The sequence below is a fragment of the Lysobacter niastensis genome (assembly GCF_015453285.1).
Taxonomy (GTDB): Bacteria; Pseudomonadota; Gammaproteobacteria; order Xanthomonadales; family Xanthomonadaceae; genus Lysobacter_J; species Lysobacter_J niastensis.
The window spans coordinates 247,965-268,863 of record NZ_JADLZT010000002.1 but is presented as its reverse complement, the minus strand read 5'-3'; the positions used below and the strand labels follow the sequence as shown (position 1 = coordinate 268,863).

Genomic DNA, 20,899 nt, shown 5'->3' with positions numbered 1-20,899 from the left:
GGCCTTCTGTTGATGCCATGCCGGGTGCGTCACGCCACCTGGACGATCCGCAGCGGGTTGTCCCACTGCGCCAGCAGTTCGGCCTCGCGGGTCTTGGCCTGGTGCAGGTGCGATTCCTTGACGTGACCGTAGCCGCGGATGTGTTCCGGGATCGAGGCGATCTCGGCGGCGAGGTCGACGTTGCCGCGGTCGAGCTTGCCCAGCAGGCCGTCGACGGTCTTGAAGTAATCCTCGATCAACTGGCGCTCCATCCGGCGTTCCTCGGTCTTGCCGAAGATGTCGAACGTACCGCCGCGCAGGAAGCGCAGCTTGGCCAGCCACTTGAACGCGGTGAACACCCACGGGCCGAACTCCTGCTTGATCAGGCGGCCCTGCGCGTCCTTCTTCGCCAGCAGCGGCGGAGCGAGGTGAAACTTCAGCTTGTAGTCGCCGTCGAACTGCTGCTCCAGCTTCCGCTGGAAATCGCCGCTGGTGTACAGGCGCGCGACTTCGTACTCGTCCTTGTAGGCCATCAGCTTGAAGGCGTAGCGAGCCACCGCCTCGGTGAGGTCGGTGCTGCCCGGCGCCTTGGCCTGCTCGGCCGCGCGCACGCGGGCGACGAAGTCGGAATAGCGCTTGGCGTAGGCGGCGTCCTGGTACTCGGTCAGGAACGCGATGCGACGCGAGATCACCTCATCCAGCGAACGCGACAGGCGAGCGTCGTCGAGCGGCAGGAAGGCGACGTTGTCGCCGTTCGCGCCATGCTCCGGCACGTGGCGCAGCTCGTCTTCCTTGCGCGTCGTGCGCGGCGCCGAGGTGGCGCCCCACTCGTTGCCTTCCCAGGCGCCCGGCGACAGCATCGGCAGCGCGCCCGGCGTGGCTTCGGCCGCGGTCGGGGCGTTGCGGATCAGGCCAGCGGCCTCGGCCACGGCGTTCGGGTCGATCACCGCCAGGCGGCCCCAGGCGAAGGCGGTCTTGTTCATCTCGATCGCGGCGCCGTTGAGTTCAACCGCGCGCATGATCGAGTCCAGCGACAGCGGCACCAGGCCCTGCTGCCAGGCGTAGCCGAGGATGAAGAGGTTGGTCGCGATCGCATCGCCCATCAGCGCGGTGGCAAGCTGGGTGGCGTCGACCACGTGCGGATCGTTGCCGCCCAGCGCGACCTTGACCGCGGCGATGATGTCGGTTGCCGGGAACTGCATGTCCGGACGCGTGGTGAACGTGCCCGGCATCGCCTCGTAGCTGTTGAGCACGACGCGCGAACGGCCGGCGCGCACCTTCGACAGCGCCCAGTAGTCGTTGACCACGACCATGTCGCAGCCCAGTACCAGGTCGGCTTCGCCGGCGGCGATGCGCACGGCGTGGATGTCGTCCGGCGTGCGGGCGATGCGGATGTGCGTGGTGACCGCGCCGCCCTTCTGCGCCAGGCCGGTCTGGTCGAGCACGGACGAACCCTTGCCTTCCAGGTGGCCGGCCATGCCGAGCAGCGCGCCGATGGTGACGACGCCGGTGCCGCCGACGCCGGTGATCAGGATGTTCCAGGGCTGCGACAGGTCGCTGGCGAACTGCGGCATCGGCAAGTCGGCCAGGCGATCCTTGGCGGAGGAACCCTTCTTCTTCTTCAGGCCACCGCCTTCCACCGTGACGAAGCTCGGGCAGAAGCCGTTGACGCAGCTGTAATCCTTGTTGCAGTTCGACTGGTCGATCTCGCGCTTGCGGCCGAACTCGGTTTCCTTCGGCAGCACCGACACGCAGAACGACTTCTTGCCGCAGTCGCCGCAGCCTTCGCAGACCAGCGAGTTGACCATCACGCGCTTCTGCGGGTCGACCATCTTGCCGCGCTTGCGGCGGCGGCGCTTCTCGGTGGCGCAGGTCTGGTCGTAGATCAGGACGCTGGTGCCCTTCACTTCGCGCAGGCGCTTCTGCACGTTCTCCAGTTCCTTGCGGTCATGGAACTCCATGTCGCCCGGGAAGATCTCGCGCTTGCTCCACTTGGCGATGTCGTCCGACACCAGCACGATCGTCTGCACGCCTTCGCTGCGCACCTGGTGGGCGATCTGCGGCACCGACAGCGTGCCGTCGACCGGCTGGCCGCCGGTCATCGCAACCGCGTCGTTGTAGAGGATCTTGTAGGTGATGTTGACGCCGGTGGCGACCGACTGGCGGATCGCCAGCGAACCGGAGTGGAAGTACGTGCCGTCGCCGAGGTTCTGGAACACGTGCTGGGTTTCGGTGAATGCCGCCTGGCCCGACCACGTCACGCCTTCGCCGCCCATGTGCGTGAAGGTGTCGGTGTTGCGGTCCATCCAGGTCACCATGTAATGGCAACCGATGCCGCCGAGCGCGCGGCTGCCTTCCGGCACCACGGTCGAGGTGTTGTGCGGGCAGCCGGAGCAGTAGTGCGGCACGCGCGGGAACTGCGCGCGCGGCAGGGCCAGCTCGGATTCCTTCTCGGCCATCCACTTGAGCACGTTCTCGATGTGCTCGCTGTTATAGAACTTCTGGATGCGGCGGCCGATCACGCCGGCGATCGTCGCCGGGGTCAGCTCGCCGGTGGACGGCAGGATCCACTCGCCGGCTTCGTCGTACTTGCCGACGATCGACGGGCGCTGGCCGCTCCAGTTGTACATGTACTCCTTCATCTGGCGCTCGATGAAGGCGCGCTTCTCCTCGACGACGACGATGTCCTCGAGGCCCTTGGCGAAGTTGGCGATGCCCACCGGCTCCAGCGGCCAGGTCATGCCGACCTTGTAGACGCGGATGCCGAGGTCGGCGCAGGCCTGCTCGTCCAGGCCCAGGTATTCCAGCGCCTGCAGCACGTCGAGGTAGGACTTGCCGGTGGTGACGATGCCCAGGCGCGCGCGCGGCGAATCGATGACGACGCGGTCGATCTGGTTGGCGCGTGCGAAAGCCTGCGCGGCCTTCACCGCGTACTTGTGCAGGCGCATCTCCTGGTTCATCGGCGGATCCGGCCAGCGGATGTTGAGTCCGCCTTCCGGCATCTCGAAGTCTTCCGGCAGGATGATGCGGGTGGCCATCGGATCGACGTCGACCGAGGCCGACGATTCCACCGTTTCGGCGATCGTCTTGAAGCCGACCCAGCGGCCCGTGTAGCGCGACATCGCCCAACCGACCAGGCCCATGTCGAGGATGTCCTGCACGCCGGCCGGATTGAGGATCGGCATCATTGCGCTGACGAACTCGTCTTCCGAGCCGTGCGGCAGCGTCGAGGAACGGCAGGCATGGTCGTCGGCTGCGAGCGCGAGCACGCCGCCATGCTGCGAGGTGCCGGCGGCGTTGGCGTGCTTGAACACGTCGCCGGTGCGGTCCACGCCCGGGCCCTTGCCGTACCACATGCCGTACACGCCCTGGACCTTCGCGCCCGGGAAGAGATTGGTCTGCTGCGTGCCCCAGACCATCGTCGCGCCGAGGTCCTCGTTGAGGCCCGGGGTGAACTTCACGCCCGCGGCTTCGAGGTGCTTGCGCGCGCGCCACAGTTCCAGGTCGAAGCCACCCAGCGGCGAACCGCGGTAGCCGGAGATGAAACCGGCGGTGTTGAGGCCGGCGGCTTCGTCGCGCAGGCGCTGCATCAGCGGCAGTCGCACCAGCGCCTGCACGCCGCTGAGATAGATGCGGCCCTTCTCGCGGCTGTATTTGTGCTCGAGCGTGTAGTCGGCATCGAGCACGCTGTTGGTGAGCGCGGTGTTCGCCGAGGACGGCGAGCTGAGTTCGGCGGTGCTGGTCATGCGTGGCTCCGGCGCGGCGGCGGCCGCGTGGGGTGGCTGCGAGGCGCCCGGCACCGTGCTCCACGGCTGGCGGGCCGCGGAAAAGTGCCGAGCAAAGACTCGGAATTGTAGCAGTCCCTCCCGTTCCGGCCGGGGGGCCAACCTGTCCGGCTGGTTCAGACGGGCATCGCGATGCCCTGTTCAGGCCTGTCTGGCGGTCAGGCGGCGGGGCCTTCCCCCGCGATCCAGCTGCCCTGCACCTGCAGGGTGTCGTCCAGCATCACCAGGTCGGCGCGGCAGCCCGGGGCGATGCGGCCCAGTTCGCTGCCCAGGCCGAGGAAGTCGGCGGGGTAGGTCGAGGCCATGCGGCAGGCCTCCTCCAGCGGCAGGCCGAGGCGCTGCACGGTGTTGCGCACCGCCGAGGCCATGTCCAGCGCCGAGCCGGCGAGCGTGCCGTCAGCGGTGGTGCACTGGCCATCGCGGCAGATCATCGGCACGCCGTACAGCTCGAAGCTCTCGCGTTCGCCGCCCACCGGCGGCATCGCGTCGGTGACCAGCATCATCTTGCCGCGCGGCCGCGCGGCGATCGCCACGCGCAACGTCGCGTCGTGGACGTGGTAGCCGTCGACGATCAGGCCGCACCAGGCATCCGGATTCTCCAGCGCCGCGCCGACCGCGCCGGGTTCGCGGCTGCCCATCGGCGTCATCGCATTGAACAGATGGGTGACGCCACGGATGCCGGCGGCAAAGCCGTCGCGCAGCTGCTCGTAGCTGGCGGCGGTATGGCCGGCGGCGAGGATCACGCCGCGCTTCGTCAACTCTCGCAGCGTTGCTTCCTCGAAACGTTCCGGCGCCAGCGTCAGCATCGTCACGCCATCGCGGCCGAGCGCGGTGACCATGTCGAGCTCGCCGCCATCGGGCGTGTGGAACTTGCTCGGGTCGTGCACGCCCTTGCGCGCGGCGTTGAGGTACGGGCCTTCCAGGTGGATGCCGAGGATGCCCGGCACGCCCTGTGCGATCGCCTCGCGCGTGGCGGCGATCGCGCGGCACATCACCGCGACGTCGTCGCTGATCAGGGTCGGCATCAGGCCCGTGGTGCCGTATTTGCGATGGGCCTGGGCGATCCGGCGCAGGCCATCGACCGTGGGCTCGTCGTTGAACAGCACGTCGCCGCCGCCGTTGACCTGCGTGTCGATGAAACCCGGCACCAGGTAGCGCCCCTGCAGGTCTATGGACTCGCAGCCCTTCGGCGGTTCACCCGGCACGACGGCGACGATGTGGCCATCCTCGACGAGCACCGACAGGTCGTACTCGAAGCCGCGCTCGGTGAGCACGGGGCCGTTATGGAAGGCGAGTGTGCGGGTCATCGTGTCCTCCGCGGCGTCAGACCGTTTCGGTGACCTTGTTGAGATGCGGGGGCACGTCCGGGTTGTGGCCGCGCGCGACCGCCAGCGCGTTCACCGCGCCGTAGAACGCCTGCACGGTCAGTAGCGGCGTGCAGGCCGGATGCGGTGACGCCGGCAGCGGCAGCACGCCTTCGCCTGTTGCGCCCGGCCGAGCCAGCCAGACCGGCGCACCGCGCTTGTGGAACTCCTCGGCGACCGCGGCCGTGCCGGCGCCGGTGTCGTCGTCCTGGGCGAACGCCAGCACCGGGAAGCCGGGGCCGACGATCGCCATCGGGCCGTGCTTCACCTCGGCAGACGAGAACGCCTCGGCGTGCAGGCCGCAGGTTTCCTTGAACTTCAATGCCGCTTCCTGCGCCGCACCGAGGCCGAGGCCGCGGCCGATCACGAACAGGTTGTGCGCATTCTTCAGGCCGTCGACCAGCGCCGACCAGTCCTGCTGCGCCGCTTCGCGCAGTGCGTCCGGCAGCGTCTGCGTCGCCGACAGCAATGCGGCATCGCCGCTCCAGCGTGCGGTCAGTTGCAGCAGCGCAGCCAGCGAGCACAGGTAGCTCTTGGTCGCGGCGACGCTCTTTTCCGGGCCGGCGTGCAGCGGGATCACCGTGTCGGCGATCTGCGCGAGCGGCGAGTCGGCGACGTTGACCATCGCCACGACCAGCGCGCCGGCGGCCTTGGCGATCTCGGCATTGCGCACCAGGTCCGGGCTCTTGCCCGACTGCGAAATGGCCACGAACAGTGCGCCATCGAGTTTCGGCTGCACGGCGTACACCGAGCCCACCGACGGCGACGCGGACGCCGTGACTAGGCCGAGCGTCGTCTCGAACAGGTACTTGCCGTAGGTGGCGGCATGGTCGGAGCTGCCGCGCGCGCAGGTGACGATGAATCGCGGCGGCTGCTGCTTCAGGCGTGCGACCAGCGCATCGATCACATCGGCATTGGCGGCGTACTGGCGGGCGACGGCGTCGCCGGTCTCGCGCGCTTCGGCATGCATCTTCGTCGAGGTGGGATCGATCATCGGGTCATCTCAGGAGCGCGGGGCCGTTCGTCGTGTCGTGGAGCGGACCAGCCGGGAAAAAAGGATCCCGGCTTGCGCCGGGAAAGGGGGGTGGAGAGTCCGTTCGCAAGGTCATTCGGTCTGCAGTTCGGCGACGAAGTCGTAAGCGTCGCCGCGATAGAAGGAGCGCGTGTACTCGACGACGCGACCGTCCTCGAGGAAGGTGCGGCGTTCGATGAACAGTCCCGGGCTGCCTTCGGGCAGGTTCATAAGCCGGGCCTGTTCGGCGTCGAACGCGATCGCGCGCAGGCGCTGCAGGGCGCGCGCCGGGCGCAGGCCGAGCTTGGAGAAGGTTTCGTACAGCGAGTTCTCGACCAGGTTGGGGTCGGGCAGCACCGACTGCGGCACCACGGTGCGCTCCAACGCCAGCGCCATGTCGCCTGCGATGCGCAGGCGGTAGTAGCGCACGACCTGCGCGCCGGGCGACAGGTTCAACGCCATCGCCTCGTCGGGCGTGACCTCACCGACGCCGCGTTCGAGGAAGGTCGAGCGCGGATCCAGGCCACGTGCGCGCAGGTCGTCGGTGAAGCTGGTGAGCTTGGAGAACGACTTGACGATGCGCTCCGCGACGAAGGTGCCGGCGCCCTGGCGCTGCACCAGCAAGCCGTCGCCGACCAGGCCGGCGATGGCATTGCGCACGGTCACCCGCGACAGGTCGAGCAGCTTGGCCATTTCGCGCTCGCCGGGCAGGGCCTGGCCGGGCGTCAGTTCGCCGTTTTCGATCGCGTGCTGCAGGGTCCGGCGCAGGTGCTGGTAGGCCGGGGCGCGCCGCGCCGCCGACTGCCGGTGGAACTCATTGACCAGGTAGGTCTCCATGCTGGAAAGATACCAGTGAGATACCAATAGCGGCAAGTAAGACCAGAATACGTATTCATGGACGTCAATGCCGGCAGGGGTTTGCGGTGCTGGACTCGCACTGGTATCGTCACTGGTATGGTTCTGGTCTTAACCCCCATGCCTCCCCGGAGAGCCCCGTGACAGCCTCCATCGCGCCGATGGCGCCCTTCGACCTGATCATCTTCGGCGGCACCGGCGACCTCTCGCTGCGCAAGTTGCTGCCGGCCCTGTTCCACCGCTACGTCGACGGCCAGATCGTCGCCGGCACCCGCATCTACGGCCTGGCCCGCGACGAACAGAGCGACGAGGCCTACCGGAACAAGGTCCGCGAGGCCCTGCAGAAGAGCCTGGCCGACGACCCGCGCGCGCCCGGTGCACTCGAGCCGTTCCTCGAAATGGTCTTCTACCGCCGCATCGACCTGAGCGCCGACACCGGCTGGGCCGGGCTGGCGGCGGAACTGGCCGACGAAAGTCGTGTGCGCGTCTTCTACCTGGCGGTCGGCCCGGACCTGTTCGGCAGCGTCGGCGCGCGCCTGCAGGCGCACGGCCTGACCGGCCCGAACACCCGCGTCGTCGTCGAGAAACCGCTCGGCCACGACGGCGCCAGCGCGGTCGCGATCAACGATGCGCTCGGCAAGGTCTTCGACGAAGCGCAGATCTACCGCATCGACCATTACCTCGGTAAGGAAACGGTGCAGAACCTGATCGCGCTGCGCTTCGGCAACGCGCTGTTCGAGCCGCTGTGGAAGGCCGAGCACATCGACCACGTACAGATCACCGCGGCCGAGACGGTCGGCCTGGAGCGCCGCGCCAGCTACTACGACAAGTCAGGTGCGCTGCGCGACATGGTGCAGAACCACCTGCTGCAGCTGCTGTGTCTGGTGGCGATGGAGCCACCGAGCTCGCTGGCCGCCGATGCGATCCGCGACGAAAAGCTCAAGGTGCTGCGCGCGCTGCGCCCGATCGAGAATGGCGCGACGTCCCAGCTGACCGTGCGCGGTCAGTACCGCGCCGGCGCCGTCGAGGGGCGCCCGGTGCCGGGCTACCTGGACGAACTCGGCCGCGACGACTCGCGTACCGAAACCTTCGTCGCGCTGAAGGCTGAAGTGCGCAACTGGCGCTGGGCCGGCGTGCCGTTCTACCTGCGCACCGGCAAGCGACTGGCCGAGCGCATGTCGGAAATCGTCGTGACCTTCCGCCAGGTGCCGCATTCGATCTTCGGCGAACTGGCCGAACCGATTACGCCGAACCAGCTCGTCATCCGGCTGCAGCCCGACGAAGGCGTGAAGCTGTGGCTGATGAACAAGGTGCCGGGTCCGGGCGGCCTGCGTCTGCGCAAGGTCGCGATGGACCTGAGCTTCGCCGAGACCTTCGGCGGCCGTCAGCCGGAAGCGTACGAGCGGCTGCTGATGGACGTCGTGCGCGGCAATCCGATGCTGTTCATGCGCCGCGACGAGGTCGAGGCGGCATGGAACTGGATCGACCCGATCCGCGACGCATGGGAAGCCAGTTCGGATGCACCCAAGCCCTATACCGCCGGCAGCTGGGGACCCAGTGCTGCCGTCGCCCTGATCGAACGCGATGGGAGGACCTGGCATGAGGATGCCGTCTAAGGCTGCAGTGGCGGAACGATTGACCGTGCTGACACCCGATCCCTTGCCGTTGAGCGAACACGTCTTCGACGACGGCGCATCGCTCGCGACGGCATTGGCGAAAGCGGTGGCGGCCGACCTGCGCGGCGCGATCGCGCGGCGCGGCAAAGCGCGGCTGGCGGTGTCGGGCGGCAGCACGCCGCGTGCATTCCTGTGCGAACTGTCGAAGCAGACGCTCGACTGGGCGCATGTCACCGTCGTACCGGTCGACGACCGCTGGGTCGCGCCGGACCATCCGCGCTCGAACGAGCGCCTGCTGCGCGAAACGCTGTTCCAGGGCGCCGCCGCGAAGGCGCAACTACTTCCCTTGCGGCGCCCGGCGCCGACCCCGGAGTCGGCACTCCTCCCGGTGCTGACCCAGGTCGCGAACGAAGGCTTGCCGCTCGATGTGGCCGTGCTCGGCATGGGCGAAGACGGCCACGTCGCTTCCTTGTTCCCCGATCTCGCACGCCGCGACATCGGATTGCAGTCCAGCGGCCGTGCGCCGGTGCTGGCGATACGCAGCGCTTCCGCACCTGAACCGCGGATCACGCTGACGTTGAGCGCGATCTTCACGGCCCCATCCCTGTATCTGCACATCGAAGGTGCGAAAAAACGCGCAGTGCTCGAAAACGCCGCGCGCGATCCGCGCTCGACGTTGCCGATCCGCTCGGTGCTGGCCGGCGCGCCGGTCACGCCGTCGCTGTACTGGAGTCCGTAACCTCAATGCCCATCACCGTTCGTCCTGAGCGTAGCGAAGCGGAGTCGAAGGACGTATGCGCGGCAGCGTCTCCGACCCGCTCATCCTTCGACTCCGGCCTTCGGCCTACGCTCAGGACGAACGGTGAAACATCCGGGTCGTCTGCTTCAACACGCTGACCAAGTCATGACCCTGCATCCCACCATCGCCAACGTCACCGACCGCATCCGCGAGCGCAGCCGCGAGCGGCGCGCCGCCTACCTGGCGCGCATCGAGGCCGCCGCGGGGCGCGGGCCGCATCGCGCCACGCTGTCGTGCGGCAACCTCGCGCACGGTTTCGCCGCGTGTTCCGCCAGCGACAAGTCCGCATTGCGCGACGGCGTCGCGCCCAACCTCGGCATCGTCAACGCCTACAACGACATGCTCTCGGCGCACCAGCCGCTGGAGCGCTTTCCCTTCCTGCTGAAGAACGCCGCGCGCAGCGTCGGCGCCACCGCGCAGGTCGCCGGCGGCGTACCGGCGATGTGCGACGGCGTCACCCAGGGCCGCAGCGGCATGGAGCTGTCGCTGTTCTCGCGCGAGGTGATCGCGCTGTCGACCGCGGTCGCGCTGTCGCACGACATGTTCGACGCCGCGCTGTACCTGGGCGTGTGCGACAAGATCGTGCCGGGCCTGCTGATCGGCGCGCTGAGCTTTGGTCATCTGCCCGCGATCTTCGTGCCCGCAGGGCCGATGACCTCGGGCCTGCCCAACGACGAGAAGTCGCGCGTGCGTCAGCGTTACGCCGAGGGCAAGGCGACGCGCGAGGAACTTCTGGAAGCCGAAGCACAGAGTTACCACGGCCCCGGCACCTGCACGTTCTACGGCACCGCCAACTCCAACCAGATGCTGATGGAGCTGATGGGCCTGCACCTGCCGGGTGCGAGCTTCGTCAACCCGGATACGGTGCTGCGCGACGCCTTGACCGCACAGGCGGCCAAGCGCGCCGCCGCGATCACGGCTCTCGGCGACGACTACCGTCCGGTCGGACGCATCATCGACGAGCGCGCCATCGTCAACGGCGTGGTCGGCCTGCATGCAACCGGTGGTTCCACCAACCACCTGCTGCATCTCATCGCGATCGCGGCGGCCGCCGGCATCGACCTGCGCCTGGAGGATTTCGACGATCTGTCCTCGGTGGTGCCGCTGCTGGCTCGCGTGTATCCCAATGGCAGCGCCGACGTGAACCACTTCCACGCCGCCGGCGGCCTCGGTTTCCTGATCGCCGAACTGCTCGATGCCGGCCTGCTGCACGGTGACGTCGAAACCATCGCCGGTCACGGACTGGCGCGTTACCGCGTGGAAGCGCGCGTCAACGATGAGCGCGAAATCGAATACGTGCCGGCGGCCGGGCGCAGTGGCGATCCCTCGGTCCTGCGTCCGGTCGCCGACCCGTTCCGTGCCGATGGCGGACTGCGCGTGCTGCGCGGCCCGCTCGGCACGGCGGCGATCAAGGTCTCCGCCGTGCCCGAGGACCGCTTCGTCATCGAAGCGCCGTGCCGCGTTTTCACCGAGCAGCAGGACGTGAAGAAAGCCTTCGAGCGTGGCGAGCTTGACCGCGACGTGGTCGTCGTCGTGCGTTTCCAGGGGCCGCGTGCCAATGGCATGCCGGAACTGCACCAGCTGACGCCGACGCTGTCGGTCCTGCAGAAGCGCGGTCATCGCGTCGCGCTGGTCACCGATGGCCGCATGTCCGGTGCGTCCGGGCAGGTGCCGGCGGCGATCCATGTCAGTCCCGAAGCCGCCGCCGGCGGCGCCATCGCCAGGCTGCGCGATGGCGATGTCGTCCGCGTCGATGCACGCGCCGGCACCCTCGATGTGCTCGTTCCGGACGCCGAATGGAAGGCGCGCGAGACCGCCGTCATCGATCGCTCGGCCAGCCATGTCGGCATGGGCCGGGAACTGTTCGAGGTGTTCCGGAACACCGCAGCCACCGCCGAAGCCGGCGGCGGCATTTTCATGGGAGGCGTCTGATGGGATTGCTGGAATCCGTGCTGCACGCCGCGCCGGTGATGCCGGTGGTGGTGATCGAGGATGCGAAACATGCGGTGGCGCTGGCGCGCGCGCTGGTCGCCGGCGGGCTCCCGGCGATCGAGGTCACGCTGCGTACGCGCGCGGCGCTCGATGCGGTGCGCGCGATCGCCGCTGAAGTCGAAGGCGCGATCGTCGGCGTCGGCACGGTGCGCAAGCCGCAGGACCTGGCCGACGCGATGCAGGCCGGCGCGCGCTTCGCGATCTCGCCGGGCTCGACGCCGTCACTGATCGCCGCGGCGAAGGATTCCCCGTTGCCGTGGCTGCCCGGTGCCGCCACTGCCACCGAGGCGATGACGCTGGCCGAGCACGGCTTCGAATACCAGAAGTTCTTCCCCGCCGAGGCCGCGGGCGGCGCCGCCGCACTGCGCTCGCTGCACGGACCGCTGCCGGACATCCGCTTCTGCGCGACCGGCGGCATCGGCACGCACAACGCGCGCGACTACCTGGACACGCCCAACGTGGCCTGTGTCGGTGGTTCGTGGCTGACGCCTTCGCGCCTGGTGGCGACGGAGGAATGGGGCGCGATCGAAGCCCTGGCGCGCGCTGCCACACTGCTGCGCGCCTGAAGACCCTGTTCGCGGGGGCCGCGCGCGCCGGAGTTCGCGCGCGAATGTCCGGCGTTACTTGCCGTTGTCCTTCAGCTCGATCACGAGCGTGCGCACCGGAGTCTTGCCCTTGTTGAGGGTGTCGTGCGTGACCGGTCCGCTCCAGACCACTTCGCCAGGCTTGCGGCTCATCGCCTTGGTGGTGCCGTCGGCCATCGTCTGCTCGGCTTCGCCGCCGCTGACGAAGACGACGATGTTGTCGCCGTGCGAATGCATTCCGGTCCTGTCGCCGGGCGCCATGTTCAGTTCGATCACGCGAACCCGCGTGTTGTCGAGCACGACTTTGGCGTCCTTGCCGGCGGTCTTGGCCAGGTCCTGGGCGGCGGCCGGAACTGCGAATGCGCAGGCGACGACGCCTGCCGCGACGATGGCCAGTACGGGTTTCATGACGGATTCTCCAATGCGTCCGCGGTGGACGCGTGCATCGAACCGGCACGCGATCGCGGGCCGGGTGGCCTGGCCTCGTAGACCGCACTGTCCGGGGCCAGAAGCCGGGCAGCGTGCCCTGTGGGTCGTCAGCCGCCGATGCCCGACTCGGCGATGACCTCGTCCTCGAAATCGACGAAGCGTTGCAGTTCGAACGTGTCCAGGCGCAGCCGCTGGGTGGCGGAGGAGAACGCCATCGTGGCCAGTACGCGCTGCGGGTCTTTCGCCCACGGCGGCAGGTAGACCGGGCGCGCGATCAGTCCGCTGTCGCGGTACGGCGCCAGCGTGATCACGTCCGCCGTGGTCACCCGTCCGCAGAACAGCATGCCGAGCAGCTCGCCGCGTCCCTCCTGCAGCGCCTTGCGGATGAAGACGTGCACCGCCATCACGCCTTCGAGGTAGGCGCCGTCCTTGGTGAAGCAGACCTTCCCGCGCACGTCGCCGCCACGGAACACGCGCGCGGCACTGCGGTAGCTCTCGATCTCGCTCTGCCCGGCGTCGAGGAAGCCGCGGAACACCTCGATGAAATCCGCGCCCTCGAGTGCGCGCTTGACCATCACCACGCGCAGCGCGACGCGGCGTAGCCGCGCGATGTCGATCGCGCCAGTGATGATCTCCGAGAAGGTCGCGAGCCCCTCCTGCGTGCGCGTGGTGCGCGGCGCGCCGGTGCCGAGCGAGCGCAGGTGTGGCTGGTGCTTTCCGTTGAGCACCGTCAGCGTGTGGATGAAGGCCTCGTGCTGCGTCAGCTGTTCCAGATCGCGCTCGGAAAACATCGCGGTGGCGCGCAGCTTGACGCACTTGCTGCCGGCGGTTGCCTTCGACGACAGGTTCGGGTCGAGTGCGACCTGGACGTCGTCGTGGCAGAAGAACGGCCCGATCCGCTCGCGCAGACGCTGCGCGAAGACGTCGGCGGGGATGTCGAACGGCACCGGCGCCAGCCGGTCGGATTCGATCAGATCGTCGGTAATCTCCAGCATCTCCTGGGCGGAGTCGGCGTTGGTGAGCTCCTGGCTGCGGTAGCGGAAATCCGGGCGCCCGTAGAGCAACGCCGAGCAGCGCGTGAACTCGGGCGTGCCGATCCCGGCCAGCATTCGCGCGGCGACCGCATAGCTCCACGCGGTCTTGTGCAACCAGTGTCCAATCGGATGGCCGCGGTCGATGCGCGTCATCAGGTCGTCGAGTGCGGCGATCTCCTCCTGCAACGGCTGCGGGCGCAGCGGCGGCTCCGGCAGCTGCGGCTGGCCACGGCGCCAGGAATCGAGGAAGCGCTCCTCCAACTCGACCGGCCAGTCGATCGCCTTCAGCACCTTGATCTTGCGTCCAATCGCGACCAGTTCGCGGTCGCGTTCGAGCAGGGCGATCAGCCGGGCGTCGAGCGGGGTGGGTGTGCCCTCATCAGGCGTGCTGTCCGCGCCGGTCACTGCCGCCATGTCGCTCTCTCCCCGCCCGCGCCGGAGGTCGCGTCGCCGCCCTCAGGGGCGTACGCGTGCACGGCGCTGGCGCGAGCCGTTGCGGCCGTCGCGCCGACACCCTGCGCTGGAGCGCGATAAAGGCAGGTGATGAAGGCAGGCGGAGCCAGAGGCCCCGCTCGCGGTGCGGTCAGGCCTTCGGGCGCGGTGGCGCGGTCGAGCCGCGTACGACCAGCTCGGGGCTGAAGCCCTCGTTGGGCTGTGCCGGGTGCGGCTCCTGCTCGCGGATCTCGCGCAGCAGCCGGCGCGCGGCGTGGCGGGCGATTTCCTCGGTGGCCTGCTTGGCGGTGGTCAGCGCCGGCCAGCTCTGCTTCGAGAACGGGCTGTCTTCGAAACCGGCGATCGACAGGTCGTAGGGGACGTTCATGCCGCTGGACTTGGCCGCCGCGAGCACGCCGGCGGCGATCTCGTCGTTGCTGCCGAAGATCGCGGTCGGCCGGTCCGGCAGTGCGAGCAGGCGGCGCGCGCCGCGGAAGCCGTCGTCGAAGGAGTAGTCGCCTTCCACCACCAGCGCCGGGTCGAGCTGGATGCCGTACTCGCGCAGCGCATCCTCGTAACCCTTGTAGCGTTCCCACGAGGAACCGTGCGACTTGCCGCCCCACAGGAATCCGATGCGGCTGTGGCCCAGCTGGATCAGGTGTTCGGTGATCTCGTAGGCGGCATCGCGGTCGTCGACGTAGACGCAGGCGCTGCCGTCCTGCGGGTCCGCTGCCGACGAGACGATCCGTACCAGGCGGATGCCGTGCGCGACCAGTTGCGTGATCAGTTCGTTGCGCTCCGACATCGGCGGAGCCAGCACCAGGCCGGCCAGGCGCGAACGCTGCACCAGCTCGATCAGCTCCGCGGCGAGCTTCTTCGACGACGAATCGCAGGGATGGATCTGCAAGCCATATCCGGTCTCGCGGCACACCGACAGCACGCCGGCCTGCACCGCGATCACGTAATAGGGATTCGGGTTGTCGTAGACCAGGCCGAGCGCGTACGGCTGCGCGCTGCGCAGGCTGCGCGCCGACGGATCGGGCTGGTAGCCGAGTTCGGCGATCGCCTGCTGCACGCGCTCGCGCGTGCGCGACTGCACCCCGGGCTCGTCGTTGATGACGCGCGAGACAGTCTTCAGCGACACCTCGGCGCGCTCGGCAACGTCTTTGATCGTGGGTCTGCGCACCAGTGCCTTCTCGAATGTAGTCGACATGCCAATCGCCGCCTTGCCGCCGCATGCGGGACGCGGCGGCGGCCGGCTAGCCTACCGAGCAGCGCCTGCGATGGGAAACATGCGCAGGCGTAGCGTTCATCAACCGTGCTGCGACGCCGTCTTCGTGCTGGCCACCGCGGCGCCGTGGCCGACGCTGTGGCCACGCAGCGCGAAGTACAGGATGTAGAGGTAGCAGGGCACCATCAGCAGCACGAACACCAGCTGGAAATCGTGCTGCTGCTTCAGGTGCACGAACAGCTGCGGGATCACCGCGCCGCCGGCGATGCCCATGATCAGCAGTGCCGAGCCGTACTCGGTGAAGCGGCCAAGGCCCTGGATCGCGAGCGGGAAGATCGCCGGCCACATCATCGCGTTGGCGAAGCCGAGCGCGGCGACGAAGCCCACAGACACATAACCCTTGGTGAGGAACGCGCCGACCGCCAGCAGTATGCCCAGTACCGCCGACAAGCTCAGGTAACGCTCCTGCGAGATGAAGCGCGGGATCGCGATGAGGCCGACGACGTAGCCCAACAGCATGCCGCCCAGGGTGAAGGAGGTGAAGAACTTGGTGCTGTCCAGCGGCAGGCCGAAGCCCTGGCCGTAGGTGCCGATCGCATCGCCGGCCATCACTTCCACGCCGACGTAGGTGAAGATGCACAGCGCGCCCAGCCACACGTGCGGGAACTGGAAGATGCTGGTCTTGCCGCTCGCGTCGCGCTCGGTGTTGACGTCCTCGGCGCGGATTTCGGGAAGGGGCGAGAACACGATGCCCACTGCCAGCAGCGCCAGCAGGCCGGCCATGATCATGTAGGGATCGTGGATACGCGAGGCGAACTCGTTGAGCAGCTGCTCCTTGGTCGCCGCATCGGCGCCCGCTACTTGCGTGGCGAGATCGCCCATGCCGTGCATCACCAGCGTGCCGATGACCAGCGGCGCGAGGATGCCGGCGACCTTGTTGCAGATGCCCATCAGCGCGATGCGCTGCGCGGCGCCCTCGATCGGGCCGAGGATGCTGATGTACGGGTTCGATGCCGTCTGCAGGATCGCCAGGCCCGCGCCGATCACGAAGATGCCGCCGACGGCGCCGCCGTAGACGCGCTGCGTCGTGTACTGGCCGAACACCACCGCGCCCACCGCCATCAGGAACAGGCCCAGCGCCATGCCCTTCTTCATGCCGGTCTTCTTGAGGATGAAGGACGAGGGCAGGGCCAGGAAGAAATACGAGATGTAGAACGCGCTCGGGATCAGGAACGCCAGCGATTCGCTGACGTTGAAGGCGAGCTTGGCGAACGAGATCAGCGGGCCGTTGAGCCAGGTGACGAAGCCGAAGATGAAGAACAGCGCGCCGACGATGGCGATTGAGCCGTACTGGCGCGGCGTGGTGGACGTGGACATTGCGTTGAGACTCCCCTCCCAAGGAAGGCGGGGAGCGCCCCGCCGCGTCGGGGCCCGCGATTGACTCGCAGGACAGCCCCTTTGGCCCAACGTTGGCACAAGTTTGTCTGGCAAGCCATACGCCAAGTCGAAAAGCCCGGGCCAGCGCACACAGGCGCGCGCCGTCCATGCTGCGCTGCGGCAAGAAAACGCCTGCAAAAAGCCGATTCATGGGGTTTGTTAAAAAACCGATAGGCGGCAGTTGACAACGTTGTCAGGCCAGTCGCAATCTCGGCGCGGCTGGCGGGGAGCCGGTCGAAGGGAGGGAGCAATGCAGTGGGATTCGAACACCGCGCCAAAACGAGACCGTCGTCCGGCCCGCGCGCACTCGCGCGCCTTCCGGTGGTCCCGGTGAGCGCCGTGGTCCATTCCTTCGTTCGTCCCGAGTCGCGCTTCATCGCTGCCGATGTCGGCGGCACCCACACGCGGGTGGGCCTGGTCCGCGCCGGCGGCAGCGGCGAGCGCGCCGTGTCCGTGCTCGCCCACCGCAAGTACGTCTGCGCCGACTACCCGAGCCTGGCCGCGATCCTGGCCGACTTCATCGCCAGCCAGCCGGCTTGCGCCGGCATCGACCGCGTCGCGATCGCCTGCGCGGGCGTCGTGCTCGACGACGCCGTGGTCAATTCCAATCTTCCCTGGCGCATCTCGCTGTCGCAGCTGCGCAGCGAGCTGCAGCTGAGCGAGCTGCAGTTCATCAACGATTTCCAGGCCGCCGCGCATGCCGCGCAGTGCATGGACCCGGTCGATTCGATGCTGCTCACGCCCGGCATCAGCGACGCCGCAGCAGGGCCGGTGCTGGTGGTCGGTCCGGGCACCGGGCTCGGCGCCGCGATCCGAATCCCGCACCGCGGAGGCACCGTGGTGCTGCCGACCGAGGCCGGCCATACCGCGTTCGCGCCGGGCAACGCTCGCGAAGTCGCGATCCTGCGCTGGATGCAGCAGCGCGGTGCCAGCCACGTGCCGACCGAGGACCTCGTGTCCGGTCCGGGCCTGGTCAATCTCTACGACGCGATCTGCGCGCTCGACGGGATCGAGCCGTCGCTGCGCGCCCCCGCCGCGATCACCGAGGCGGCGCGTCGCGGCGATGCGCCGGCGCGCGAGGCGGTGCTGACGTTCTGCGCTCTGCTGGGCAGCGTGATCGGCGACCTGATCACGGTCAGCAGTGCCAAGGCGGTGTTCATCGCCGGCGGCATCCTGCCGCAGCTGAAGGATTTCCTGCCGCACAGCGCATTCCACGCGCGCCTGCTCGACAAGGGCGCGATGCGCGCCGTGCTCGAGCGCGTGCCGGTGCGCCTGATCGAGAACGACCAGCTCGGCGTCATCGGCGCCGCCAGCTGGTACCTGGAAAACGTTTCGGAGCAGCGCGCGTGAGGTCCGCCCACGCGGCCTGACGTCCACAAGGAAACCGTCCCACCGGCACCCGCCGGCGGGGCAAAGCGAGCAAGGCGCCGTAAGTCCACGCAGATCGGGCGCGGCGTCAACAACAGCCCCGAGGGAGGGAGTGCAATGAAAGTTCGCAAGTCAGTACTGTCGGCCAGCATCGTGATGGCCCTGGGCTTCGCCGCGAATGCGGCGGCGCAGGAAACCACCGCCCCGGCCACGTCGGCCTCGCAGGAGGCCAAGGACCTCGACACCGTCGTCGTGAAGGGCATCCGCGGTGCCATCGAGCAATCGCTGGAAACCAAGCGCGATGACGTGACCCGCGTCGAGGTGATCACGTCCGAAGACATCGGCAAGATGCCGGACAAGAACGTGGCCGACTCGCTGGCGCGCGTGCCCGGCGTCAACATCAGCGCGGCCAGCGCCAACGAAGGCGCGTTCGACGAGAACGACCGCGTCAGCATGCGCGGCACCAGCCCGAGCCTGACCCAGACGCTGATCGACGGCCACAACGTCGCCACCGGCGACTGGTTCGTGCTGAACCAGACCGGCACCGTCGGCCGCAGCGTCAGCTACTCGCTGCTCCCGGCCGAACTGGTCGACAAGGTCGTCGTGCGCAAGTCTTCCGAGGCCAAGCTGGTCGAAGGCGGCGCGGTCGGCAGCGTCGACATCGTCACCCGCAACCCGCTGAACTTCGACACCGGCTTCAGCGTCTTCGGCTCGGTCGGCGCCGTGTACGCCGAGCAGCCGGACAAGATCGACCCGCAGATCTCGGTTCTGGGCAACTGGAAGAACGACGACGGCAGCTTCGGCGTCACCGTGCAGGCGTTCAGCGAAGAGCGTCACCTGCGCCGCGACGGCCAGGAGCTGCTGGGCTACGAGCAGATCGCTGCAGGCTCGGCCATCGCCACCAGCAACCCGGACCTCGCCGGCGTGTTCTACCCGACGCTGGTCGGTTCTGCGCTGTTCGAGCAGGAGCGCAAGCGCACCGGCGGCATGATCACCGCGCAGTGGAAGCCGACCGACACGATCGAGCTGGAAGCGAATTACTTCCGCTCCGACATGAAGGCCGACAACTACAACCGCAACTACATGCTGTGGGGCGCGCGCATCCTCGGCCAGGGCGCCGGCCAGGCGCCTGACCCGGGCTACGTGGTCCGTGACAACACCCTGGTGCAGGCCAACTTCACCGCCGATCCGACCCGCCAATACGGCATCTACGACGAAATCTCGCGTCCGCGCGCCAAGTCGAACACCGAGTTCTTCAGCCTCGGCGGCAAGTGGGATGTCAGCGAGAGCCTGCGCTTCACCGCCCAGGCCGGCACCTCCGAAGGCCACGGCAAGACGCCGACCCAGGACGTTGCCGAGTGGGATACGGGCCTGGGCACCGGCGCTGGCTGGTCGATGCACGGCGTCGGCGCGGCCGACTGGAACCTCGGCTCGGCCAACACCTCCGTTCCGGGCACGCCCAATGTCGACTACCGCCTCGACTGGATCTTCGGCTTCCAGGACATCGACGTGGTCGACGAGGAAGACTGGGGCCAGGTCGACGGTCAGTGGTTCGTCGACGGTGGCCTGCTGAACTCGGTTGAGTTCGGCGTCCGCCAGGCCAAGCACAAGCGCAACCTGGACCAGGTCACCGCCCAGGGCCCGGCCTGCCTCGTCAACGGTCAGGTCGATCCGTCCTGCCCGCCCGGCTCGCAGTCGCCGTTCGATCCGGCCAACTTCCCGCAGGGCTTCCAGAACTATCCGAGCGACTTCGCCGACGGCATTGGCGGCAACTTCCCGCGCAACATCTGGTTCCACTCGATGGAGCAGCTGGCCGACTTCAACCGCTTCACCAACCGCAACCCGGTCACGCGCTTCTTCTTCCCGGGTGCGTACGGCCTGGAGGAAACCAGTTCGGCCGGCTACGTGCAGCTGAACTTCTCGGGCGAGAAGTGGACGGGTAACGTCGGCATGCGCTACGTGCAGACGGAGGAAGAGGTCACCAACTACGTCAATGCCAGCGCCACCGATCCGGGCGCGATCACGACCTCGCTGTTCGGTCCGTACAAGACCGTGCTGACCAAGAACACGTACCGCGACTTCCTGCCCAGCGCCAACCTGAAGGTCGACCTGACCGACGAACTGGTGCTGCGCCTGGCGGCCTCGCGCACGCTGACCCGCCCGGACTTCTCGGCCCTCGCCGGATCGGTGAGCCTGCTGCCTCCGGCGACCGTCAACGGCGTCGGCAGCGGCACCGGCGGCAACCCGAACCTCGAGCCGATCCTGTCGACCAACCTCGATGCGACGGTGGAGTGGTACTACGCACCGCGCTCGCTGTTCTCGGCTGGCGTGTTCAGCATGGACATCGACAACTACGTGTCGCTGGACCGCGAGCGCCAGGAATACCTGACGATCGACTCGCTGCACCCGGCTCCGGGCGCGATGGTTCCGTATGACCTGGTCGTGCCGGTGAACTCGCACGCCGAGGTCAACGGCGTCGAGCTGGCGTGGGAAGGCACCTTCGGCGAGTACTTCGGCGCGTTCGCCAACTACACCTACGCTGAAGGCGACACCGACGACGGCCTGCCGATGCTGGGCACCTCGGAGAACACCTACAACGTCGGCGTGTGGTTCGAGAACCAGATGTTCAACGCGCGCGTGAACTACACCTACCGCTCCGAGTTCTTCAGCGGCCTGGATCGTGCTTCCGCGTTCTGGCAGGACGACATCGACAACGTGTCGGCATCGTTCGGCTGGAAGATCAACGACAACTACTCGTTGACGCTGGACGCGATGAACCTCAACAACCCGAAGACCAAGTACTTCGCCGAGTCGAAGGAGCGTCCGCGCTCGATCTACGAGAACGGCCGCCAGTACTACCTGAACTTCCGGTTCAATTTCTGACGATCAACTTCTGATCGCGGATGACGGTGCAGTAACGTAGTGAGGTAAGGCGGGCCCGGTCATTCCGGGCCCGCCTGTTTTGGCCCGGCGCGTGCCGGG

General features: G+C 68.1%; 14 protein-coding genes. 6 read left to right on the top strand and 8 right to left on the bottom strand.

Features of this window, described 5'->3' with window-relative positions:
* Positions 1 to 29 precede the first annotated feature (29 nt).
* From IU514_RS03940 to IU514_RS03925, 4 genes are all read right to left on the bottom strand, one after another.
* Positions 30 to 3,725: an indolepyruvate ferredoxin oxidoreductase family protein gene (locus IU514_RS03940; protein WP_194929771.1), complete on the bottom strand. Its 3,696-nt coding sequence runs from the start codon at positions 3,723 to 3,725 to the stop codon at positions 30 to 32.
* Positions 3,726 to 3,922: 197 nt separating this feature from the next.
* Positions 3,923 to 5,071, bottom strand: a complete 1,149-nt coding sequence (gene nagA, locus IU514_RS03935; protein WP_194929770.1) for an N-acetylglucosamine-6-phosphate deacetylase — start codon at positions 5,069 to 5,071, stop codon at positions 3,923 to 3,925.
* Positions 5,072 to 5,087: 16 nt separating this feature from the next.
* The gene (locus IU514_RS03930) at positions 5,088 to 6,122 is read right to left on the bottom strand and encodes an SIS domain-containing protein (RefSeq protein WP_194929769.1); all 1,035 of its coding nucleotides are present in this window, start codon (positions 6,120 to 6,122) and stop codon (positions 5,088 to 5,090) included.
* 111 nt (positions 6,123 to 6,233) lie between these two features.
* Positions 6,234 to 6,977 (bottom strand): GntR family transcriptional regulator, encoded by a 744-nt coding sequence (locus IU514_RS03925; protein ID WP_194929768.1) that lies wholly within the window; start codon positions 6,975 to 6,977, stop codon positions 6,234 to 6,236.
* Between the two features lie 158 nt (positions 6,978 to 7,135).
* Between IU514_RS03925 and zwf the strand changes: the two genes are divergently transcribed.
* From zwf to eda, 4 genes are all read left to right on the top strand, one after another.
* A complete protein-coding gene (gene zwf / locus IU514_RS03920) occupies positions 7,136 to 8,611 on the top strand; it encodes a glucose-6-phosphate dehydrogenase (protein WP_194929767.1) in 1,476 nt (491 codons plus the stop codon).
* On the top strand, positions 8,595 to 9,350 hold the full coding sequence (gene pgl, locus IU514_RS03915) for a 6-phosphogluconolactonase (protein WP_228760470.1): 756 nt from the start codon (positions 8,595 to 8,597) through the stop codon (positions 9,348 to 9,350). Before zwf ends, pgl begins: the two co-directional genes overlap by 17 nt.
* A 165-nt stretch (positions 9,351 to 9,515) precedes the next feature.
* Positions 9,516 to 11,342: a phosphogluconate dehydratase gene (gene edd / locus IU514_RS03910; RefSeq protein ID WP_194929766.1), complete on the top strand. Its 1,827-nt coding sequence runs from the start codon at positions 9,516 to 9,518 to the stop codon at positions 11,340 to 11,342.
* Positions 11,342 to 11,968, top strand: a complete 627-nt coding sequence (eda, locus tag IU514_RS03905) for a bifunctional 4-hydroxy-2-oxoglutarate aldolase/2-dehydro-3-deoxy-phosphogluconate aldolase (RefSeq protein ID WP_194929765.1) — start codon at positions 11,342 to 11,344, stop codon at positions 11,966 to 11,968. The genes edd and eda overlap by 1 nt, the downstream gene beginning before the upstream one ends.
* Before the next feature lie 54 nt (positions 11,969 to 12,022).
* Here eda and IU514_RS03900 read toward each other — a convergent pair whose 3' ends face one another.
* From IU514_RS03900 to IU514_RS03885, 4 genes are all read right to left on the bottom strand, one after another.
* Positions 12,023 to 12,394 (bottom strand): cupin domain-containing protein, encoded by a 372-nt coding sequence (locus IU514_RS03900; protein ID WP_194929764.1) that lies wholly within the window; start codon positions 12,392 to 12,394, stop codon positions 12,023 to 12,025.
* Positions 12,395 to 12,522: 128 nt separating this feature from the next.
* Complete coding sequence (locus tag IU514_RS03895) at positions 12,523 to 13,863, bottom strand: peptidase MATCAP family protein (protein WP_194929763.1); 1,341 nt, start codon at positions 13,861 to 13,863, stop codon at positions 12,523 to 12,525.
* 169 nt (positions 13,864 to 14,032) lie between these two features.
* On the bottom strand, positions 14,033 to 15,067 hold the full coding sequence (locus tag IU514_RS03890; RefSeq protein ID WP_194929993.1) for a LacI family DNA-binding transcriptional regulator: 1,035 nt from the start codon (positions 15,065 to 15,067) through the stop codon (positions 14,033 to 14,035).
* Positions 15,068 to 15,193: 126 nt separating this feature from the next.
* Positions 15,194 to 16,489, bottom strand: a complete 1,296-nt coding sequence (locus tag IU514_RS03885; protein ID WP_194929762.1) for a sugar MFS transporter — start codon at positions 16,487 to 16,489, stop codon at positions 15,194 to 15,196.
* A 390-nt stretch (positions 16,490 to 16,879) separates the two neighbouring features.
* Between IU514_RS03885 and IU514_RS03880 the strand changes: the two genes are divergently transcribed.
* On the top strand, positions 16,880 to 17,899 hold the full coding sequence (locus IU514_RS03880) for a glucokinase (RefSeq protein WP_194929761.1): 1,020 nt from the start codon (positions 16,880 to 16,882) through the stop codon (positions 17,897 to 17,899).
* A gap of 135 nt (positions 17,900 to 18,034) precedes the next feature.
* Positions 18,035 to 20,800, top strand: coding sequence for a TonB-dependent receptor (locus tag IU514_RS03875; RefSeq protein ID WP_194929760.1), 2,766 nt, complete (start codon positions 18,035 to 18,037; stop codon positions 20,798 to 20,800).
* The last annotated feature ends 99 nt before the right edge of the window (positions 20,801 to 20,899 follow it).